Origin of the sequence: Nitrosopumilus sp. b2, from assembly GCF_014078535.1 — an archaeon.
In the GTDB taxonomy this organism is placed as follows: Archaea; Thermoproteota; Nitrososphaeria; order Nitrososphaerales; family Nitrosopumilaceae; genus Nitrosopumilus; species Nitrosopumilus piranensis.
This window is the reverse complement of record NZ_MU078702.1, coordinates 175,197-195,555: the sequence shown is the minus strand read 5'-3', so window position 1 is coordinate 195,555 and position 20,359 is coordinate 175,197. Positions and strand designations below refer to the sequence as shown.

Here is a 20,359-nt window from a genome sequence, read left to right as displayed (position 1 = left end):
TATGAATACTTTAAAAAAGAGTTCATTTGCAAAAAAATGTTGAAAAAAGTTTTAGTTACTGGTTCTCAAGGATTTATTGGCTCTTATGTTTGTAATGAGTTATTACAAAATAACTATCAAGTTGTAGGAGTTGATAATTTCTCAAAATATGGTGTTGTTAGTAGAGCTCATGATAAACATGAAAATTTCACTTTACTTCAAAATGATTGTTCTTCTCCTGAATTTATAAAAATTTTAGAAAATGAACAATTTGATTATATAATTGCAGGAGCTGCAATGATTGGCGGAATATCATATTTTCATAAATATGCTTATGATCTTTTAGCAATGAATGAAAGAATAATTTCTAATACTTTTGATCTGGCACTAGAGCAATACAAAAAAGGATTCTTAAAAAAAATTTTAGTTCTTAGTTCAAGTATGGTTTTTGAAAATGTTTCTACTTGGCCAACTAAAGAATCTGATTTACCAAAATGTCCTCCTCCTCTTTCCACTTATGGTTTTCAAAAACTTTCTTGTGAATATTTTGCCCGCGGTGCATTTGAGCAATATGGTTTGCCATATACTATCGTTAGACCCTTTAATTGTGTTGGTGTTGGAGAAGATGAAGCAGTTGGAGATCATGAAATTACATCTGGAAATATTAAACTAACTTTGTCACATGTTGTACCTGATTTAATTCTAAAATGTCTTAAAGGACAAAACCCCCTTCATATTTTAGGCTCTGGAAACCAAATAAGACATTATACAAATGGGCATGATATTTCTAGAGGCATAAGAGTATGTTTGGAACATGAAAATGCAATTAATAATGATTTCAATATTTCTTCTTCAGTAAGTACGTCTGTACTTGAATTAGCCCAAATGATATGGAAAAAATTTAACCCTGATCTTCCCTTCAAATACGTTTCTGATCCGCCATTTGAATATGATGTTGAAAAAAGAATCCCTGACATACAAAAAGCAAGAGATATTTTAAACTTTGAAGCAAAAATTACTCTAAACGAAAGTTTGGATGAAATAATTTCCTGGATGAAAGAAAAGTATAAAATTTTAAACTAATTTTTTATACTTTGTCCAAATTTTAGATATTTTGAATCTGGAAAATCTTGTTGCTCAAATAATCCCCACACATCATAAATTAATTTTGGTTTTGATTGTTTAATTTTTTCTTTAGCATCTCTAAACTCTTTATGATTTGTTGCAATAATTACTATCTCTGGAGAATCTAATACTTCTTCTAATGTTTGCGTGTCTTTAATATGAGGATCATGAACATGGATTTTACCTCCTGTTGTTTTTAAAATATCTACCAACTTAACTGAAGGTGAATTCCTTAAATCATCACTTCCGCCTTTAAACGCAATTCCTAAGACTGTAATTTGTTTATCAAACAAGTTTCCCATAATTTCTTTTAAATTATTTACAATATGCGTTGGAATTGACTCATTTAATTTCCAAGCTGCTGATACAATACTAGCAAAAGCAGTATTATTCGCTAAAAATGTACTGTCTTTACTTAAACAAGGCCCTCCAGCAAATCCTGGAATTGGTATGTTACATCTGTCATAGTTATGATTGGCAACTTTGATGACTTCTGTGCCATCTACCCCATACAATTCTGACCAAACTGCAAATTCATTAGCTAATGCAAAAATATTGTATCTGTAGATGTTTGTAAATAATTTGGCTAATTCTGCCCCTGTAGGAGAAATAAATAAAATTTCTTTCTTACTATTAATTGCAAGGAATACCTCCTTTGCAATTTTATTACTAATTTCATTAACTCCACCAATTATTTCTGGTAAATTGTAAATTTCTTCTATTGCCTTTCCTTCCAAAATACGTTCAGGACAAACTGCCAATGCAAAATCTTTACCACATTTAAGATTTGTTTTCTTTTCTAGCATTGGGATTATGATTTCTTCAGTAGTTTTTGGCGGTAGAGTTGAACGAAGAATTACTAATTTTCCAGAAATATTAATTGAATTAATTTCATCGATAGCAGAATAAAGCTGGGAGTAATCTACTGATCCTTCCATTGAAGCAGGAGTACCTACAGTCAAAAAAACTACATCTATATCTTCATCAGAAATGTTTTTAGAAACATTCAGTCTACCGCTTGTTATTGATTTATTCAAATCTTCTTGTAAAGGTAGATCATAAAAAGGACATATTGAATTTTTAATTGATTCTATTTTTTTCTCATTTACATCAATACCTAATACCCTAAATCCTGAGTTTGCAAAAACAGATGCCAATGGTAACCCCACTCTACCTAAACCAATAACACAGATAGTTGCATTTTTATTTTTTATTTTATCTATTAACAAATCTAAAGAAGATTCAATAGTCATAATTTCTGAAATTAAGTATTAAAAACTTCTTTATTATCTTACTCATTTGTAATTCTTTTTAATCCCTTTTGATAAATCCATGATGTGCAATATAGAGAAATATGCGAAAAGAAATTTAAAAATCCAAATTTTTTACCGTTTCTTATAACTATTATATTTTTTATTACCGTTTCATACATTTCCTTTTTTCATCATCTATATTTCTTTGAAAGAGATGGAATTTTCTATTATTTTGTTGGAAAAGAAATTTTATCTGGTAATACAGAAAACATTGCAATTCCTGGTAGTTCTATAGGTGGTCCTATATTACATGCATATTTTGGTTCGTTAATCGATGAACCATTTCTTGCAGGTAAACTAATTTCAATTTTTGGTGGTACTGGAATTATTTTATTATCTTTTTACATCACAAAAAATTTTTTTGAAAGAAAAATTGCTATTTTAACACAAATATTGTTTGCTATCAATGCAAAAATTATTTTTTTATCTGTATTAGTATTAAATGAAATCAGTCCACTTTTTTTCATTTTTCTTTCATTATATTTTGCAACTAAAAAAAATAGAACCATCCCTATCCTGATATGTGTAGGTATATTTTTAGGAATTTCTTTTTGGTTTAGATTCCAATCTGGTATAGTTTTAATTTCTTTTCTAATATTTTTACTAATATTTGAAAAAGAAAAAATTTTAAAACTTAAAAATACATCAATTACATTAATTTCGTTTGTTCTTACAGCATTACCTGTTTTGATATTTAATTATTTTAACTTTGGAACTTTTCTTACTAACAAAACAAATATGTATTTATTTTATCATTCAAAATTTCAAAATGAAATATGGCATGAACAAATGAGATCGATATTTGATCAAGGACTTCTTTCTGGAATAAGCATTGATCCAATCTTATTTTTTAAAAATTATTTGTATAACTTATTTTTTCATAATCCAAACGCCCTTTTTAAATTCTCAATTGATCTTTTTGATAGCTTATCTATCATACCCCTACTTCCATTTTTAGGAATGATTCCTGTTTTTGGCGGATTTCTTTATTTGCTTAAAGTAAGATTTTCTAAACGTTTAGTCTTGATTATACTTTTTCTTGAGATCATATCTTTTATGATTATACTATTTTTTGGTAACTTTGAATATCATTTTTTCTTACCAATAATCATTCCATTTATTGTCTTAGGCATATATAATATCAAAAAAATTCCTGAAAATTTCATATTTTTACTTCTATTTTCATTGGTCTTTTTTTTGGTAGTATCAATTATTCCTGTTTATAGATCATATCAATTATTGCCAATGTGGATAATCATACCAACACTTAGCTCTGTTTTTTTAATTAAAGGTATTCCAATAATTCAAATCAAAATTTCAGAACTATTTTTATCGAGGAAGATAAAAAAATGAAGTTCACTATAATTATTATATCTGTGATATTATTTGCAAATATACTATTTTCATTTGGATTACTTTTGTCGACTTTCTATCAAAGTGATGATGATAACTCATCAAAATTTAGTACTATCTTTAGCTTGTATTCTGGTAAAATAAAACATACAGATGATGATTTTAAAAAAATTTTGGATATACTAAAAACTGATAATAATTTAAAGAACAAATTCATTATGAGTTATGATTCTTCATACTCATATTATACAAATTCAAATTTTATTTTTACTGATTTTAGTGAAGGAATGAAAGATGATACAGTTGAAGATTTTATTACTAAAAAAAATTGGTCTTATTTTGATCGTTGGTTATCTAGTACAAACAGTATACCTGCACAAAGTATTGATTCAATAAACATTCCTGATTATTTAATTTACAGATTTTCACATACAGTTGTTGATCCCTCTGCAACATGGTATGATCAACAATCATTTCACATTCATTCTTTATTATCCAATCCTAATACTAAAAATTTACCTGAATTTTTGAATGTTGTATATTTTTCTAATTCTACCAAAGGAGGGATTGTAGTATATGAGATCAATTTATCTACATAGATCTCTACACACAGCTTTTTATCTACCAAATCTATTTTCCTAAATATCTGAAAACAATATGGATTTAAAACCCACAAAATGTGCAATTTGTAATTCTTTTAATAATTCTGTAGTATTATTTCCAGAAAATTTACCAAAAAAAAACCTAGATGCCTCTCCATATGCACCTAGAAGAAAACGTGACTTTTTTCATTATCAAATTGTCAAATGCAAAACTTGTGGATTACTTCGATCTGATCCTTTAATTGATGAAAATGAGTTAAAACAGCTTTATTTTGATAGTGAATGTACCTATACTAATGAAAATGAAAACCTTCCTTTAAAAAAAACTTATGGAATCTATTTCTCAAATGTTTTAAAAAATTATGATGTAAAAACAACTTCTTTTTTAGATATAGGATGCTCAAATGGATTTATTTTAGAACAAGCCTTAGAATTTGGATTTAAAAACGTAGTTGGTGTTGAACCTAGCAAAGATGCAATTGACCAGGCATCTCCTTCAATAAAACCTCTGATTATTAATGGAATGTTTGATAAAACAATGTTTCCAAACAAACAATTTGACATGATCACTTTTTTTCAAACTTTTGATCATATTTCTGAGCCTAATACTTTCCTGCAAAATTGTTTTAATGTTCTTCATGATGGTGGATTAATTTTAGCTATAAATCATAATGCTAATTCACTATCATCAAAAATACTTAGAGAAAAATCTCCTATAATTGATATTGGCCATGCATATTTGTATGATTTACTAACAATGAGAAAAATTTTTGAGAAAAATAATTTTATTGTGCATGAAACTTTTCCAATAAAAAATATAGTAAGTGTTGATCGTTTAATACAATTATTACCCTTACAATCTAAAACAGCTGAATATATTCATAAATTTGTAAAATTTTTACGAATTAATTCTTGTACTTTAAAACTTCCTTTAGGTAATTTGGGAATTATTGCACAAAAACCTCATAAAAAATAATTTTTTATTATCCATTTTAAAATTTAGTTGATGTATAGAAATATTTGTGAAATTGAATTAATTTTGAAATTATTTTAAACTTTGAAAAATTTTTAGTGAAATTATACTTCCTATACCTGCTAACATCCAAATTGATACAAATCTAATAAATAAAATCGTAGAAGTAGCAAGATGTAAAGAAACATTTTTTTCTGCTAGTAATGTTACAAAAATACCTTCTATTGCACCAATACCTGCTGGTAAAAATGTTAATGATCCTAATAACATTGATGTGTAGTATATTTGGATTGATTCAATATATCCTATTTTAATTCCAAAAATTTGAAAACTAAGGAAAAATATTATTCCTTCCATAAACACTATCCCAGTAATAATTATTGCAATTTTTACAAAAATCCTAGGTTTAAAAATTATACTTAACCCGTCTAAAAATTTTTCTTTATCCTGATCATTATCTAAAATTTTTAATTTTGATGCAATTTTTATGATGTATTTGTTAGAATTTTTATTTTTAATTAAAAATACAATTGTGCTTAGTCCTGTAATTGATATTATAGATAAAATAATTGAGATTTCAGAAAAAAATAGAAATATTGAAAATAATATAATTATCTGTACTGCCAAAACATCAAAAAATCTTTCAGCCAGTACTAATGGAATTGAATTTGATATTTTAATTCCTATTTTTTTTTCAATCAAGTATGACTTTATTATAAGACCTATCCCACCAGGAGTCATAATCATTGAATATCCTCCTAAAAAAATTAGAAATGATGTTTTTATAGAAATTGTTATGCCCAATTTTTTTAATATATATCTCTGTATTAAACTTCGTAAAAATATTGAAAGAAATAATATTGAAAGAATTGGTAAAAAATAATAAAAATTAAAATTTTGATAATCTACTTTTATTTTTTCTACGTCTGAAAAAATTGTAAACATTACATAGAATAATGTTACAAGTATGATTGATAGAAAAATTCTATTTTTTTTAATATTTTTCATTTTGTAATCAAAAACTTTATTTTAAAAACCATCTATCATTTGGTTTTTGTAATATGTTTAATTTTTTTCTTTGAAACTCTGCAGTTCCAACATGATGGGAAAATTCATCGTTTATGCCCATTCTTTTAAATTTCACCTTTTTTCCATATTCTGCAATAATTTCTGCAATTGTGGAACCTAACCCTCCGATAATACTATGTTCTTCTAAAGTTATTATTGGAATATCTCTATCTATTATTTTTCTAATTTCTTTTTGATCTATTGGTTTGATTGTAGGCATACTGATCAAATTTACCTTAATTCCTTCTTTTTTCCATTCATCAACCCATGATTTTCCTAACTCCAATGTATTACTTGTTGTAATTAAAATCAAGTCGTTTCCTTCCGTAATGGTTATTGGTTTACCGATCTCAATTTTATTTCTATTTTCATGAATTATTGGCTCTCCATTTTTTCCTAATCTGATATATGCCGGTCCTGGTATTTCATAACTTCTCTTAATTAATTCCTCAGTTTCAAAAGGATCTCCTGGGCATAGTACTGTCATGTTGGGAATTGATCTCATGATAGAAATGTCTTCGATAGAATGATGACTACTTCCCATTGAACCATAAGTAAATCCTGCTCCTACTCCTACTAGTTTTACATTAGTATTGTTATATGCCAAATCTAGACGAATTTGCTCAAAACATCTCATAGTAACAAATGGAATTATACTATAAACATAAACAATTTTTCCTGACATTGCAAGTCCTGCTGCGATCCCTATCGTATTTTGTTCTGCAATCCCTGTGTTGAGAAATCTATCTGGAAACTCCTCTCGAAAATCTTCAAAAACTGAAAATCCCATATCAGCAGTTACTAAAAATACTCTTTCATCTTTTCTTGCTAATTCTTTTAGAGTATTTACAAAAGCAGTTCTCATTTTTTACTTTCCAACTCCTTTACTGCCTCATCATATTGTTCTGGATTAGGAGACTTGTAATGCCATTCTAATTTATCCTCCATAAATGATACCCCTTTACCTTTAATCGTATTCGCTATGATCACTTTTGGCTTTGATGATTCTGATTCAAGTGATGTGATTAATTGTTCAAAATCATGTCCATCAACTTCGTGTACATCCCAATTAAATGATTTCCATTTCTCCCCAAATGGCTCCAAGCTCATTACTTCCTCCACCCGTCCAAAACTCTGAATTTTATTATAATCTACAATTACTGTTAGATTGTTTAATTTGTGATGTCCTGCAAACATAGCAGATTCCCAAACTGTTCCCTCATTACATTCTCCGTCTCCGATTAATACATAAATTCGTCCTTCATTGTGATCAATCTTATTTGCATATGCTAATCCAACTCCAAATGGTAATCCATGTCCTAAAGAACCCATTGAATGTTCAATTCCTGGAGCTGACTCTTTATCTAAATGACCAGGCAGTATACCTCCATCAACATAATATTTTTTTAATACGTCTAAAGGAAAAAAGTCTGATTCAGCTAAAACTGCATATAATGCACAACTCCCATGTGCTTTACTAAGGATAAATTTGTCTCTATTTGGTTTACTTGGTTCCTTTGGATTTATTTTTAATATTTTAGAATATAATGCAACAAGAATTTCTACGATTGAATAACTTGCTCCAATATGAGAACTCTGTGCAGAATTTACCATGTCTAAAACATGTATTCTTACTCTACGTGCAAGTTCATCCATTTTCTTTAAATCATTTTCCATAATCTTTTACCTTATTTTGATTTGTAGACGTACATATTCTTTTTATACCATTCAAATGTTTTTGACAAGCCTTTTTCAAGATTAACCTTAGGTTTCCATTTCAATTCTTTTTTTGTTTTTGATATATTAGCAATCCAATGATTATTTGTTTCAAAACTTCTTTGTTTTTCAATATTCCCCCATGAAACTTTTAAGTCTTTTTTCAACTTATACTGTACTTTTCTTATTACATCTTCAATAGAATGTTCTTTTCCAGAACCTACATTGAATATACTTCCTTCAACATTAGAAGCATTTGATACTTTTTTAATTGCATCTATTACATCATCTACAAAAATAAAATCTCTTTTAATTTTTTTTGAAGATAATTTCAAAGTTTTGTTTTGTAAAACATGAGTCATTACATCATAAATCAATCTACCTGGTTCTTCTAGTGGTCCATACACAGAAAATAATCTTAATGTGATGCTAGGTAATCCATGTTTGATAAAAAAATATTTTGAAAAATAGGTTTGTGTCCATTTAGTGATTCCATAAGGAAATATCGGTTCTGCTAAATCCGTTTCCTTCATTGGTTTAGTTTTAGGTCCATATTCTGACGAACTTCCTATATTGATGAATTTTTCTAATCTCTTATATTCAGATAGAACTTGCATCAAATTAACGCTATAAGTCACATTACTTTCTATGATTTTTTCAATATCTTGCTGAAACGGATATCCTCCGTATGTGGCAAGATGAAAAACATAATCTGGCTTTATTTTATTTATTGCACTTTGGATTTTAGATTTATTTCCAAAATTTATACGCTGTATGTTTATTTCTGATTTAATATCTTTTAGTCTCCAAATGTTGGACTCTTTTCTTGCAAAAACGTAAATTTCATTTTCTTTTAATTTTTTTTTTACCAGATTAGCTCCTACAAAACCACTTGCTCCAGTAATTATAATTTTAGACATTGTGTTCTTTTATCCATTTAATATTCAACAAATTTGCTTTTGCAAGGTAATTTTCAATTTGTTTTATCGAAAAATCAAACATGTCATTTTTTTCTGTAAATACCTTATACCATTGTATTGTGTACTCAATTGCTTCATCTAAAGTAAGACATTGTGACCAATTTAGTTTATTTTGAATTTTTGATGAATCTAATTTTAGTATGTTGGCTTCATGCAAATCTGCATCGTCTTTAGATTCTTCCCATGATCCATTTCCTAACTCTTTGATCACTTTTTCTACAACTTCTTTTACTGTAACATTCGTAGAATTAGGACCTATATTCCATGGTTCATTAAATTTTGTAGGATTTTTTTTCATATTATACGCTAGCAAAAGCATTCCTGAAATAGGTTCAAAGACATGTTGCCATGGTCTTATAGCATTAGGATTTCTAATGATTATTTTTTCATTTTTTTCAAAATGTCTTATACAATCTGGTATCAATCGATTTTCTGCCCAATCTCCCCCTCCAATTACATTTCCAGCTCTTATTGTAGATATGCTGACTTGATTTTTATTATTTTCAAAAAATGACTGTCTAAATGAATTAGTAATTATTTCTGAAGTTGCTTTACTTGCACTATATGGATCATGACCACCTAATTTGTCATTTTCATTATATGGGTAGTCTATCTCTTTATTCTCATAACATTTGTCCGATGTAAAATTGACAAATACATTAGTGGAATCTGAATTTCTTATTGCCTCTAAGATATTTACTGTCCCCATTGTATTTGTGGAAAAAGTTTCTGAGGGTTCCATATATGACCTTAAAACTAGGGATTGTGCTGCTAAATGGAATACAAATTCAGGATGATTTTCTTTAATTATTGCTTCAACTTCCGAATAATCTCTGATATCTTTTTTGTAGTCAATAATGCGTTCTTTCAAACCATTTGATTCGTATAATGATGGATTGGTGGGCGGTTCTAATGAGACTCCTACTACGTTAGCTCCTAGATGGATTAACCACGTAGTCAACCATGAACCGATAAAACCTGTATGTCCAGTAATTAGCGCAGTTTTATCTAAAAACACATTTTCAAATATAAAATCTTTCATTTTACCAAACTTTCCAAGGAGCATTTCCTTTAGACCATAATTCTTCTAGTTTGTTTTTGTCTCTTAATGTGTCCATTGGATGCCAAAATCCCTTATGATGATAAGCTGATAGCTGATTTTCTTTTGTTAATTGTTGAAGAGGTTCTCTTTCAAACATTATGTCATCTCCTTCTATGTAATCTACAATTTGTGGCTCTAATACAAAAAATCCCCCATTTACCCAACCTGCATCTCCTTCGGGCTTCTCTTCAAATGTGGTTACCATATTATCTTTAATCGTAACTGCTCCAAATTTTCCTGGTGGTTGTACTGCAGTCAATGTTGCAAGAGTGTTATTTTTTTTATGAGATGAAATTATTTCTGAAATATTAACATCTGCTAATCCATCACCATATGTTAAACAAAAAGTATCATCCAAATATTTTGTAATTCTTTTAATTCTTCCTCCCGTCATTGATTTTTCACCTGTATCTATAAGAGTAATTTTCCATGGATCTGCTTTAGTCTTGTGAATTTCTAAACTATTTTTCTGAATGTCTATTGTTAAATCCGATTCATGAAGATTGTAGTTTGCAAAATATTCTTTTATCAAATATCCCTTGTAACCAAGGCATATGATGAATTCATTGATATTGTATGCTGAATACGTTTTAAGAATATGCCATAAAATAGGCTTGCCGCCAATTTCTACCATGGGTTTTGGTTTAAGATGAGTTTCTTCAGAAATTCTTGTTCCTTGCCCACCTGCAAGAATAACTGCTTTCATGATTTTAAGTTAATATCAGAGTATTATAAGATTTCATAATGAAGAGAGAAAAACTTTGGGATTTGTATTTTCATTATTGATCATTTCTTTTATTGTATTGATTTTAATCAATGCAATATTTGCTACATTTCATATTGTTGTATGGAGTATTGATGGGCTAAATGCAATTTTTCAAGGTATGAATTTGACTGAACGTATTATCTATTCTACTTATTTTAAATGGATTATACTTGCTGATATATTGTGGATAATCTCTGCACTTGTTTTTGTTTTTCGTAGGAAACAATACAAAACGGATGAACAACTATATTATTTAATTAACAAACCAATAATGGAACCAAAAATATGTGTAATAATCCCTGCTTATAATGAAGAACCAGTTATAGAGCAAGTTGTTACTGATTACATAAATCAAAAAAATATTGAATCTGTTTTTGTAATTGATAATCATAGCTCTGATGATACTGCAAAAATTGCTGAAAAATGTGGAGCTATAGTTATCCGAAAGGAAAAAAATATGGGATATGCCCATTCTTGCGTAATGGGATTAAAAAAATCCCTTGAAACTAATGCAAATATAATTGCATTAACTGAAGCAGATGGTACTTACTCAGGAACTGATCTTCAAAAAATGATACCTTATCTAGATAATGTGGATATGGTTATTGGAACAAGAGAAATACAAGTTTTATCAGAAAAAGGTAATCAAAATAAAACGCTATATGTGTGGGGGAATTTTTTGCTTGCAAAGTTAATTCAAATAAAATTTTTTAGTTTACAACATATGGGCGTCGTTAGTTTGACTGACGTTGGATGTTCCTATCGATGTATTAAAAGAGATGCGTTAGAAAAAATAATTGAGCAATTTTCACATCCTGAAACTGGTGACGTTTTAGTAAAACCCAATAGTGGGCTTTTTGCCCTTTTTATGACTATGTTAGGTATAAAAAATGATTTACGCGTAGTTGAAATTCCTATAACTTTCAAAAAAAGAATTGGTATTTCAAAAACTGAATCCGATAAAAAAGATAAGGCATTCAAATATGCATTAGAATTTTTTTGGTTTATTTTACGTTCTTAATTACTCACTAACGACTATGATTTCGTTTTGATGTAATTGTAATACTATACAATAAAACTGACATCAAAATAAGCATTGAACCAATAATTAACGAACCCAAAACAATGAGTGTTACTGGAATTGAAAAATATCTTGTTTCATTAAATACTGTAAGTAAATTCATTCCAAACATTATACTAGTAAAAATTAAAACAATTCCAGGAATTCCTAAATATTTTAATGGATGTCTTAAAGCAATTTGTTCTACAATAGAAATTACCACTTCACTTGTATGTGAAATTGGATTTTTGGTAGACGTTCTTCCCCCTGTATTGTAAATTACTGTGATTTTTTCTTCAGAAAATTTTAATTGTTTTTTTGATGCGTCAATCAAAATTTCTGAATCTGCACCAAATCCTTCAGAGGAAAATTCTATTTTCTTTATCGCTTCTTTTGAATAGGCTCTGAATCCACTCTGAGTATCTTTTATGTTTAAATCATCTGCAAGTTTAGTTATCTTGTCTAAAAATTCATTTCCAAACTTTCTATACTTTGGCATCTCTTTTTTATCATCAAATCTATTTCCAATTACAACATCGATGTTTTTTTCAATTATTGGCTTTACTAATTTTGGAATTTCTTTTGGTAAAAACTGTCCATCTGCATCAATGGTTATCATAATATCTGCATTAGACGCTTTTGCAAATTCAAACAATGATTTCATTGCAGCTCCTTTGCCTAAATTTTCTTCATTTTTTATTACATATGCTCCAGCAGATTCTGCCTCATTACTAGTATTGTCAGTTGAACCATCATCACAAACAATTACTTGATCCACGTATTGAGATACCTCTTTTACCGTATTTCCAATACTGCCTTCTTCATTATACGCTGGAATACATGCTAGTGTGAACATCGTTTCTATGCTATTTCGTATAGTAAAAAATATTGTGAATTTTTAGATTTAAAAAAATAACTCATAATTTCTTTTGAATTTATTTAAAAAATTGAACCTAACTCAATCACTGAGGTTATATTCTAAAAAAATATCGTCCTTTAGTGAACAAATTAAATAAGATTATTATCTTTTTTTATATTTTTTTAGCCCTTTCTTATGGAACTTATATTTTTATGACTAGTGCAGAATTAGATGATAATCTATTTGAATTAATTCTTCCAAAAAAAATTACTGATTTTGAAATAAGTAGAGTTGTTGATGTTCCAAATAACAGAATCTTTAATGTAATGGCTGATGTTGAAAATTTCCCAAATATTCTTCCTAAGAATATTCTAAGTGTAAATATTCTAAATAAGACTGAAAATGTAATAATTGCTGAAGAAGAATTTTCTGAAGCTGGAATAAAAACAAAACTAGTTGTAAAGCATACCATCGATCCTTACAGTAAACATACTATTGAAATTATTGATGGTGATGCAAAAGGAACTATTATAATTCAATCTTTTGAACCAATTGATTCTCAAACAAAACTTACTACTAATGTTCATTTAGATCTTCATGGTATTACTTCAGTAGTTTCATTTTTACCAGAATCAAACCTTGTTCATGCACTTAACACTGTCATTTCTCATTTTGTAGAGTATTCAAAATTTGATATCTATGAAAGAACAGTAGATTCTATTTATCAACAAATTCTCAATCGTCCTGCTGATAATGAAGGCCTCTTACATTATTCCACATTGCTTAGAGCGGAACAAATTACAGAACAAGATTTAAGAGAAATTTTGTTAAATTCTGAAGAAAAATCAATGAAAGTAAAGGCCATTGATGAACTAGACAATCAAACAAAAATCACCATTAATGATTTGTATGAAAAATTTTTACTTAGAGCAGCTGATCCAGAGGGGTTGAAACATTTTGGAAATCTTTATGAAAATGGAGCAACTTATGAAGAAATTCGGAATATTTTATTACAATCTGATGAAGCCTCCACTCTTTCTACTCAACATCCAGTTAGAAGTGAGATTATGATAGCCTACAATCTACTTTTTGATGAATTTCCAAACAGAACCGTAGTTGATCATTACCATAAAATGGTTGATGATGGCTATCCTTTAATCCCAAATTGGGTTAAAAACATCTTCAAATGGCGTCAAACAGCAGTAATTTCTGATGCAGAATCTTCTAATGCAATTAGATTTCTTTACAATGAAGGAATTATCATCATTGATGAAATTCCCTCAAATGATAAACTCTTGGAATACAAAAATTTGAAAAAATAATAAAAACCACAGAATTAATAACCTTTTAACAGCGTCGAGAACATTGACAACCGTATTACAAAATAAAAATCAAATCAAAAAAATCTTCTTGTTAGTATTTAGTATTTCTTTCATTATTTTTCTTTTTACGTCTGATGGACATCGCTTTACCATGGATGAATACATGGCAGAAGAAATGGCATTACGGATGGTAACTATGGAAACTCATCCTGATTATGTTGAAGGTGAGTCAAAAATTTTTTTCAATCTTCCCATACACAATCCTCACAATCTTGGTCCTATCTGTTCTAATGGTATAACTTGTTTTGCTGGTTCTGTATTCTATAGTATTACTCAAGCACCTTTTATCGCGATAAATCATCATTTTTCAATTATAACTGATGATACTCTTGTTTTTTCCACAAATGATTTTGCTGACGCTCATTATGTTTTTTGGAGAAATTCAGAAAATGTTGATCTTGTATTTATGGAATTGTTTTATGGTCCATTTCTTTCAGCAGTTACAGTAGGAGTTTTTTTCCTTATTTGTCTGGAACAAAAATTTACTTGTAAAAATTCTATTATTCTTTCATTTTTGTTTGCTTTTTCTACAATAATTTGGGCTTATTCTAATACTTCTCTTAATACTGTTCCTGCTGGTTTATTCCTGTTGTTGGGATATCTATTTTTTAAAAAATTTTTCAGATTTAAACAAAATAGATTTTTACTTCTTTCTTCTGCTTCATTGGGATTTGCTTTCTTAATTAGAACTGATGTCATTTTATTCATAATTCCAATGTGGCTATTCATTTTTGGAACAATATTAAAAAGAAATTCCAAAATTCACTCATTATTTTTCTATTCAATACCTTTGATATTTTCTTATTTTACACACAAATTCATTCCTTCATTAAGATTTCTGCCATCAGAAGACACTGGATCTGTTATGGGTGGTGAACTAACTGCATTTACATTTGGATCTAGTTTGTCTCACATCTTAACTTCTTCATTTGGATTATTGTTTGCACCTGGGGTTGGTTTGTTTGTTTTTTCTCCTATTTTGCTAACCATGTTTTTCTCATTTCCTGATTTTTTTAAGAAATGTAAGTACGAATGTCTTTTGCTTGCATCTTTTCTTGGTATGACACTTTTCTTTCACGCTGATCTCCGTGATTGGCACGGTTTAGTTGCATGGAGTTCTAGATATTTAGTATTAGTTGTCCCATTTTTACTACTCCCATTAGGAGCAAGTCTTGAAAAAAGAAATAAAAAATTAATGTTTGTTATTATTTTGACTTTAGGTTTTCTTGGAGTAATTTTTAATTTATCTTATGTAGTTCAAGATGTATCTTGGTTTGTATGGAGTACTCCTGGTTCGCATACAGGCCTTTTTGGTTTAGGTGTTCCTGCTTACGGACAATTTAATTTATGGATAAATGATATTGTTATTTGGACATTTCAATATAGTCAACTAACACATTCAATTTCGCTTATGTTTGAAGGATTACAACATGACATCTATCTTTTACATCTATTTGGACCTGTTATCTATTTTTCAATTCTACTGACAAGTATTATTTTTGGAATCTATTTATTTTGGAGAATAAAATCTATTCTTGAAAAACAAGATTAACCTTTGTATCATAAAAAAATCAAATTTATTCCGAAAAGAGATGTCTTAATATTTTATTGTTAATACGTAATAATTATACACAATTATTTTATAGAGTAACCTGTGTGATAATTTATTGTCCTTACCAATTTTAGTTAGCGGTGGATGCGGATTTGTTGGTAGGCATCTTGTAAAAAATCTTCTTAAACAAAATCATGAAGTAATAATTGTAGATAATCTATATACTGGAATTCACCCAAAAGAATGGATTTCTGAAGAATTTCAATCAAATTATTCTTTCATTAATTCTGACATTAGAAATTTTCTTCAAAACACTGATAATAAAACCAAAAAATTTAGTGATGTTTACCACCTTGCAGCGGTAGTTGGAGGACGAATTAAAATTGATAAGGATCCTCTATCTGTGGCACTTGATCTTTCAATTGATGCTGAATTTTTTAATTGGGCAATTTCTGCAAAACCTGAGAGAATATTATATGCAAGTTCAAGTGCTGCATATCCTACAAATTTACAAAGTTCAGAAAAACAAGTTCTACTAGAAGAAGATATGATAAATTTTGAAGGTACTTTAGGTTCACCTGATATGACATATGGCTGGTCTAAACTTACTGGAGAGTATCTTTCAAGACTTACCTCAAAGTTTTATGATCTTCATGTTGCATGCATTAGGCCATTTTCAGGATATGGCGAGGATCAAGATCCTAGTTATCCTGTTCCTGCTATTGGTGCACGTGCAGTTGACAAGGAGGATCCTCTTGTAGTTTGGGGTACTGGAAAACAAAGCCGTGATTTTGTTTACATTGAAGATTGTATTGTTGCTATGCAAAAAGCAATTGAAAAAATAAGTGATGGAACTGCAGTTAATATTGGTTCTGGTAAACTAACTACATTCATAGAAGTTGCTAAAATCTATGCAGAAATTGCAGGATACTCTCCAAAAATCCAACCTCTATCTGATATGCCCGAAGGAGTATTTGCAAGACATGGCAGCACCAAAAAAGCTTTTGATGTATTAGGTTTTTCACCAAAAACTAGTCTAAAAGATGGACTCACAATTGTTTATGATCATATAAAAAAACAAAAACAATTGTCTTAACTTAAAAATTGGTTTAAAAAATTAGTACAAACCATTTCTATATCTGATCATCTTTTTGCATGTAACAAACCCATGAATTGTCTTTTATGCATTCCAAGCGGTGTTCTAAATGTTACAGGCTTGTCCATTTTTACTGTGAAACCACATTCTTCTAATTTTTCTTTCAAATTTTTGTAGCCGTAATGATATTCTAATAAAATCTCACTGAAGTTGGTCAATGTCTGATGTGATGCTGATAAAATAATTTCATATTCATGTCCTTCACAATCCATTTTTAAAACACAAGGTGATTTGATATCGATTTTTCCTAAAATATCGTCTAATGGTATAATTGGAACTTGAATAGTTTTTTTATTTTGAATATTTTTGTCTATATATGCCTCTATCCCCTTATTGTCAATTTCACAATTGATGATATCACTTTTTTCGCCACATCCTGCCATTATGAGTTCAATTTTATCTTCTAATTTGTTCATTTCAATATTCTTTTTTGCAATTTTATAATTTGCCGGCATTGGTTCTAATGCAATTACTTTATGAGCATTTTTTAAAGCAAAATAAATAGAAGAATCTCCTATGTTTGCGCCTATATCTATTACATTTTTACCTTTGAAAGAAAGATCAGAAAGATATTCATCAAAAAAGACACCAAAAACATCTCCATTATCTTGCCACCCTATCAATTTTGTTTCTGGAATTTCATTTTTCTTGATTGTTAATACTTCTGAATTAACTTCAAAAATATCTCTAAAACCATTTGCTATGGCTTGTACTTCAAATGGAAAATTTAATGTCAATTGCTCTCCATTTTTTAATACTACCTTTATGGGAAATTTTTGCGAATATTTTCTAAATAGAATGGTTATAAAATTTTTGTAAGTTTGCCAGTATTTTGATGATGCTAAATACATGTAACACCAATATCTAAACGGACTAGTAACATAATGGAAAAAACTCATATTTTTTCTGATGTTAAATGAAACCATACCGTTTTACTTTATTATTTTAATAAAAACCTTCGATGTATGATAACTTAGAACTTTACAATAAATTAATTACTACATTTTTGAATTTTGAGTTACATGATGTTCTTTTGTTTTTTAATCCAAGAATCCATCAAATTTCTTAGTTTTTCATATTGAGCTGTAGATTCAAAATTCTCTTCTACTCTCTGTCTGCCTTTTTGACCCATTGAAACACTTAACTCTGGATTATCTAGTATCCTTTCAACAAATTGATTCATTTCATCTCCATCATATTGATCAAAAACAAATCCCGTTTCTCCATGATTCAAAACTTCTTCTGGTGCTCCTGGTTTACATGCAATAACTGGAGTTCCACTAGACATTGCTTCTATGAATACTAACCCAAATGGCTGTTTTCTCTGTAACATTAGGAATATGTGAGCTTTAGCATACAATTCACGCAATTTAGAATCTGAAACCCTGCCAAAAAATGTAACAAATTTTTCCATTTTTTCTTTTTTTACCAATTCTTTTAATTCTCTATCATATGTTGGATTGTGTCCAACTACCCAAATTTTGAAATCTTGCCGTTTGTGAAGAAGTTTTTTCAAATTTTTTAATGCAAAATGAGCTCTTCTTACTCTATTGTCTGCATTAACTAGAATAGTTTTTTCATCAAGATTTTTTTCTATAGGTCTAAAGACAGATGTATTTGTACCTGGATATATCACAGATGGCATTACATCATAACTTTGTGAAATTGTTTTTGCTGAATAGTTACTATTTGCAATGACTTCATCAAATTCCTTCCATCTTTTTTTATCATATTGTTGTACAAATATTCGAATTATTCTCCATAAAGTACGAGTAAAAAATGATAAATCTTTGATATATGTATCTGAAAATAATAATTCTATATCATGAGGATAACAAAGTACAGGAATATTCTTAAATTTTTTAGCCCATAACGTACACGGAAAATGATTGAATAGAATAATATCTGGTTTTTCATCCTCAATTATATCTGAAAATTTTTTTTGAATTTTTGATAAATTTAACCAAAATTTTATTGATTGTGGTAAGAAATTTCTATCTACTAAATTGATGATTTTGAATTTTTTTGAATTGTACAACTCGTCATCTGCATATAATGATGTAATGATAATCTCATCTTTTTTATCATGCATAAACTCTCCCAATTCCCAGGCATATCTTGCGGCTCCTCCTAACCTTGTTAGGTGTGGAAGAGCGATAACTATTTTCAATAATTAACACCATTTTTTTTATTAGGATAAAGGTTTCGAAATATTAGAAATCATATTGATACTTATTATGAAGAAATTATGAAAATATTCTTTGAACATTATCTATTGAACATAATAAAGAGAATCATGAAAATTTAATTACTATTATTTTAAATATATATTTTAACTACTAAGTTTTTTACACATCAGTGACCAATCTAAAATTTAAAAATAATAATTTTAATGTAATTGATTCAGATATATTTTCATTTGTAAGCAACAATAAAAATAAAATTTTTGACATTACTAACGAAGATGCTAAAAAATTTAGTAATGAACTTAATCATAAAAATTGGCAAGAAGTAGCATTTGATATGTATTATGATACTAATCAGTGGCTTTATGAGATCATTACTGATTCAAATAGATCTGATTTTCTATTTTTATTAGACATTAAAAAAGATGATCTTGTTTTAGATGTTGGAGCTGGATGGGGCCAAATCTCTGTTCCTTTATCTGCATATTGTAATGTAGTTGCTCTTGAAAAATATCTAGAAAAAATAGAAATAATCAAAAAGATTGCAAAACAAGAAAAATGTACTAATATTCAATACGTGGCGGCAAATTTTTCTGATGATGTATTTGAACCTAATCAATTTGATTTAATTATCTTAAATGGTGTTTTTGAATGGATAAGTGAATTTTCTATCGGAGAAAACCCTCTGGAAATACAGAGAAGAACACTAGATAAAATCTTTGAACTTCTTAAACCACGAGGTACACTCTATATTGGAATAGAAAACAGATTTGGTTTAAAATATATTTTAGGAGAAGCTGATGATCACACGGGTTTAGAAGATTTTGTTTATTTAGATCATAATACCCAATCTTTACTCTACAAAATAATTAAACAAAAAGATCTGAGAGTATTTACTCATTCTAAGAAAAATTACCAAACTATGTTAGAAGATGCTGGTTTTCATTCTATTAGATTTTTTGGAGATCTTCCAGATTATAAACGAATTAAGACCATGATTGATTTATCAAACGATTACCCTACATCATTTCATAAAACTAATCTTGAATTCATTCCTGAGTTCAATGGTTATGGTGGACATTTTAGTATTCTTAATGAAAAAATTCGGCATATCTATACAGCACTATCTAGTAATGAAATAAAAAATTTGTATCCATCATATTCTATAATTGCAAGGAAGAATTAAC

Annotated in this window: 19 protein-coding genes; 9 read left to right on the top strand and 10 right to left on the bottom strand. The window is 28.6% G+C overall.

Annotated features, from left to right (window positions below; all coding sequences use genetic code 11):
* The first annotated feature begins 39 nt into the window (after positions 1-39).
* Positions 40-1,062: an NAD-dependent epimerase/dehydratase family protein gene (locus tag C6989_RS01155; RefSeq protein ID WP_220462848.1), complete on the top strand. Its 1,023-nt coding sequence runs from the start codon at positions 40-42 to the stop codon at positions 1,060-1,062.
* On the opposite strand, the gene C6989_RS01150 is transcribed toward C6989_RS01155, so the two are convergent.
* Complete coding sequence (locus C6989_RS01150; RefSeq protein WP_182126130.1) at positions 1,059-2,357, bottom strand: nucleotide sugar dehydrogenase; 1,299 nt, start codon at positions 2,355-2,357, stop codon at positions 1,059-1,061. The genes C6989_RS01155 and C6989_RS01150 overlap by 4 nt on opposite strands.
* 84 nt (positions 2,358-2,441) lie before the next feature.
* Here C6989_RS01150 and C6989_RS01145 point away from each other — a divergent pair, with 84 nt between their 5' ends.
* From C6989_RS01145 to C6989_RS01135, 3 genes are read left to right on the top strand one after another with little or no spacing between them, the layout of a single operon-like run.
* Complete coding sequence (locus tag C6989_RS01145; protein WP_182126129.1) at positions 2,442-3,770, top strand: ArnT family glycosyltransferase; 1,329 nt, start codon at positions 2,442-2,444, stop codon at positions 3,768-3,770.
* Complete coding sequence (locus C6989_RS01140) at positions 3,767-4,369, top strand: hypothetical protein (RefSeq protein WP_182126128.1); 603 nt, start codon at positions 3,767-3,769, stop codon at positions 4,367-4,369. Before C6989_RS01145 ends, C6989_RS01140 begins: the two co-directional genes overlap by 4 nt.
* 58 nt (positions 4,370-4,427) lie before the next feature.
* Complete coding sequence (locus C6989_RS01135; RefSeq protein WP_182126127.1) at positions 4,428-5,348, top strand: class I SAM-dependent methyltransferase; 921 nt, start codon at positions 4,428-4,430, stop codon at positions 5,346-5,348.
* A gap of 69 nt (positions 5,349-5,417) precedes the next feature.
* Here the strand turns inward: C6989_RS01135 and C6989_RS01130 are convergent, their stop codons facing one another.
* From C6989_RS01130 to rfbF, 6 genes are read right to left on the bottom strand one after another with little or no spacing between them, the layout of a single operon-like run.
* Positions 5,418-6,353, bottom strand: a complete 936-nt coding sequence (locus tag C6989_RS01130) for a lysylphosphatidylglycerol synthase transmembrane domain-containing protein (protein ID WP_182126126.1) — start codon at positions 6,351-6,353, stop codon at positions 5,418-5,420.
* Between the two features lie 16 nt (positions 6,354-6,369).
* Positions 6,370-7,278, bottom strand: a complete 909-nt coding sequence (locus C6989_RS01125) for a transketolase family protein (protein WP_182126125.1) — start codon at positions 7,276-7,278, stop codon at positions 6,370-6,372.
* A complete protein-coding gene (locus tag C6989_RS01120) occupies positions 7,275-8,090 on the bottom strand; it encodes a transketolase (protein WP_182126124.1) in 816 nt (271 codons plus the stop codon). Before C6989_RS01120 ends, C6989_RS01125 begins: the two co-directional genes overlap by 4 nt.
* Before the next feature lie 11 nt (positions 8,091-8,101).
* On the bottom strand, positions 8,102-9,049 hold the full coding sequence (locus C6989_RS01115; RefSeq protein ID WP_182126123.1) for an NAD-dependent epimerase/dehydratase family protein: 948 nt from the start codon (positions 9,047-9,049) through the stop codon (positions 8,102-8,104).
* The gene (gene rfbG, locus C6989_RS01110) at positions 9,042-10,151 is read right to left on the bottom strand and encodes a CDP-glucose 4,6-dehydratase (RefSeq protein WP_182126122.1); all 1,110 of its coding nucleotides are present in this window, start codon (positions 10,149-10,151) and stop codon (positions 9,042-9,044) included. The genes C6989_RS01115 and rfbG overlap by 8 nt, the downstream gene beginning before the upstream one ends.
* Position 10,152: 1 nt before the next feature.
* Positions 10,153-10,917, bottom strand: coding sequence for a glucose-1-phosphate cytidylyltransferase (rfbF, locus tag C6989_RS01105; protein WP_182126121.1), 765 nt, complete (start codon positions 10,915-10,917; stop codon positions 10,153-10,155).
* Between the two features lie 55 nt (positions 10,918-10,972).
* Here rfbF and C6989_RS01100 point away from each other — a divergent pair, with 55 nt between their 5' ends.
* Positions 10,973-11,998: a glycosyltransferase family 2 protein gene (locus C6989_RS01100; RefSeq protein ID WP_182126120.1), complete on the top strand. Its 1,026-nt coding sequence runs from the start codon at positions 10,973-10,975 to the stop codon at positions 11,996-11,998.
* A gap of 7 nt (positions 11,999-12,005) precedes the next feature.
* On the opposite strand, the gene C6989_RS01095 is transcribed toward C6989_RS01100, so the two are convergent.
* On the bottom strand, positions 12,006-12,893 hold the full coding sequence (locus C6989_RS01095; RefSeq protein ID WP_182126119.1) for a glycosyltransferase family 2 protein: 888 nt from the start codon (positions 12,891-12,893) through the stop codon (positions 12,006-12,008).
* Positions 12,894-13,108: 215 nt separating this feature from the next.
* On the opposite strand from C6989_RS01095, the gene C6989_RS01090 reads away from it, so the two are divergent.
* The 3 genes from C6989_RS01090 to C6989_RS01080 all read left to right on the top strand — a co-directional run bounded on the left by C6989_RS01090 (position 13,109) and on the right by C6989_RS01080 (position 16,926).
* Entirely contained in the window at positions 13,109-14,218 is a 1,110-nt protein-coding gene (locus C6989_RS01090) for a type II toxin-antitoxin system RatA family toxin (RefSeq protein ID WP_182126118.1), read from the top strand.
* 163 nt (positions 14,219-14,381) lie between these two features.
* A complete protein-coding gene (locus C6989_RS01085) occupies positions 14,382-15,830 on the top strand; it encodes a hypothetical protein (protein ID WP_182126117.1) in 1,449 nt (482 codons plus the stop codon).
* A 115-nt stretch (positions 15,831-15,945) separates the two neighbouring features.
* Positions 15,946-16,926 (top strand): NAD-dependent epimerase/dehydratase family protein, encoded by a 981-nt coding sequence (locus tag C6989_RS01080; RefSeq protein WP_182126116.1) that lies wholly within the window; start codon positions 15,946-15,948, stop codon positions 16,924-16,926.
* Positions 16,927-16,973: 47 nt separating this feature from the next.
* Here C6989_RS01080 and C6989_RS01075 read toward each other — a convergent pair whose 3' ends face one another.
* Positions 16,974-17,723 carry an FkbM family methyltransferase gene (locus tag C6989_RS01075; protein ID WP_182126115.1) on the bottom strand — a complete coding sequence of 250 codons (750 nt, stop codon included), beginning with the start codon at positions 17,721-17,723 and terminating at the stop codon, positions 16,974-16,976.
* A 281-nt stretch (positions 17,724-18,004) separates the two neighbouring features.
* Entirely contained in the window at positions 18,005-19,156 is a 1,152-nt protein-coding gene (locus C6989_RS01070; protein ID WP_182126114.1) for a glycosyltransferase family 4 protein, read from the bottom strand.
* A 188-nt stretch (positions 19,157-19,344) separates the two neighbouring features.
* Between C6989_RS01070 and C6989_RS01065 the strand changes: the two genes are divergently transcribed.
* Positions 19,345-20,358, top strand: a complete 1,014-nt coding sequence (locus tag C6989_RS01065) for a class I SAM-dependent methyltransferase (RefSeq protein ID WP_182126113.1) — start codon at positions 19,345-19,347, stop codon at positions 20,356-20,358.
* The last annotated feature ends 1 nt before the right edge of the window (position 20,359 follow it).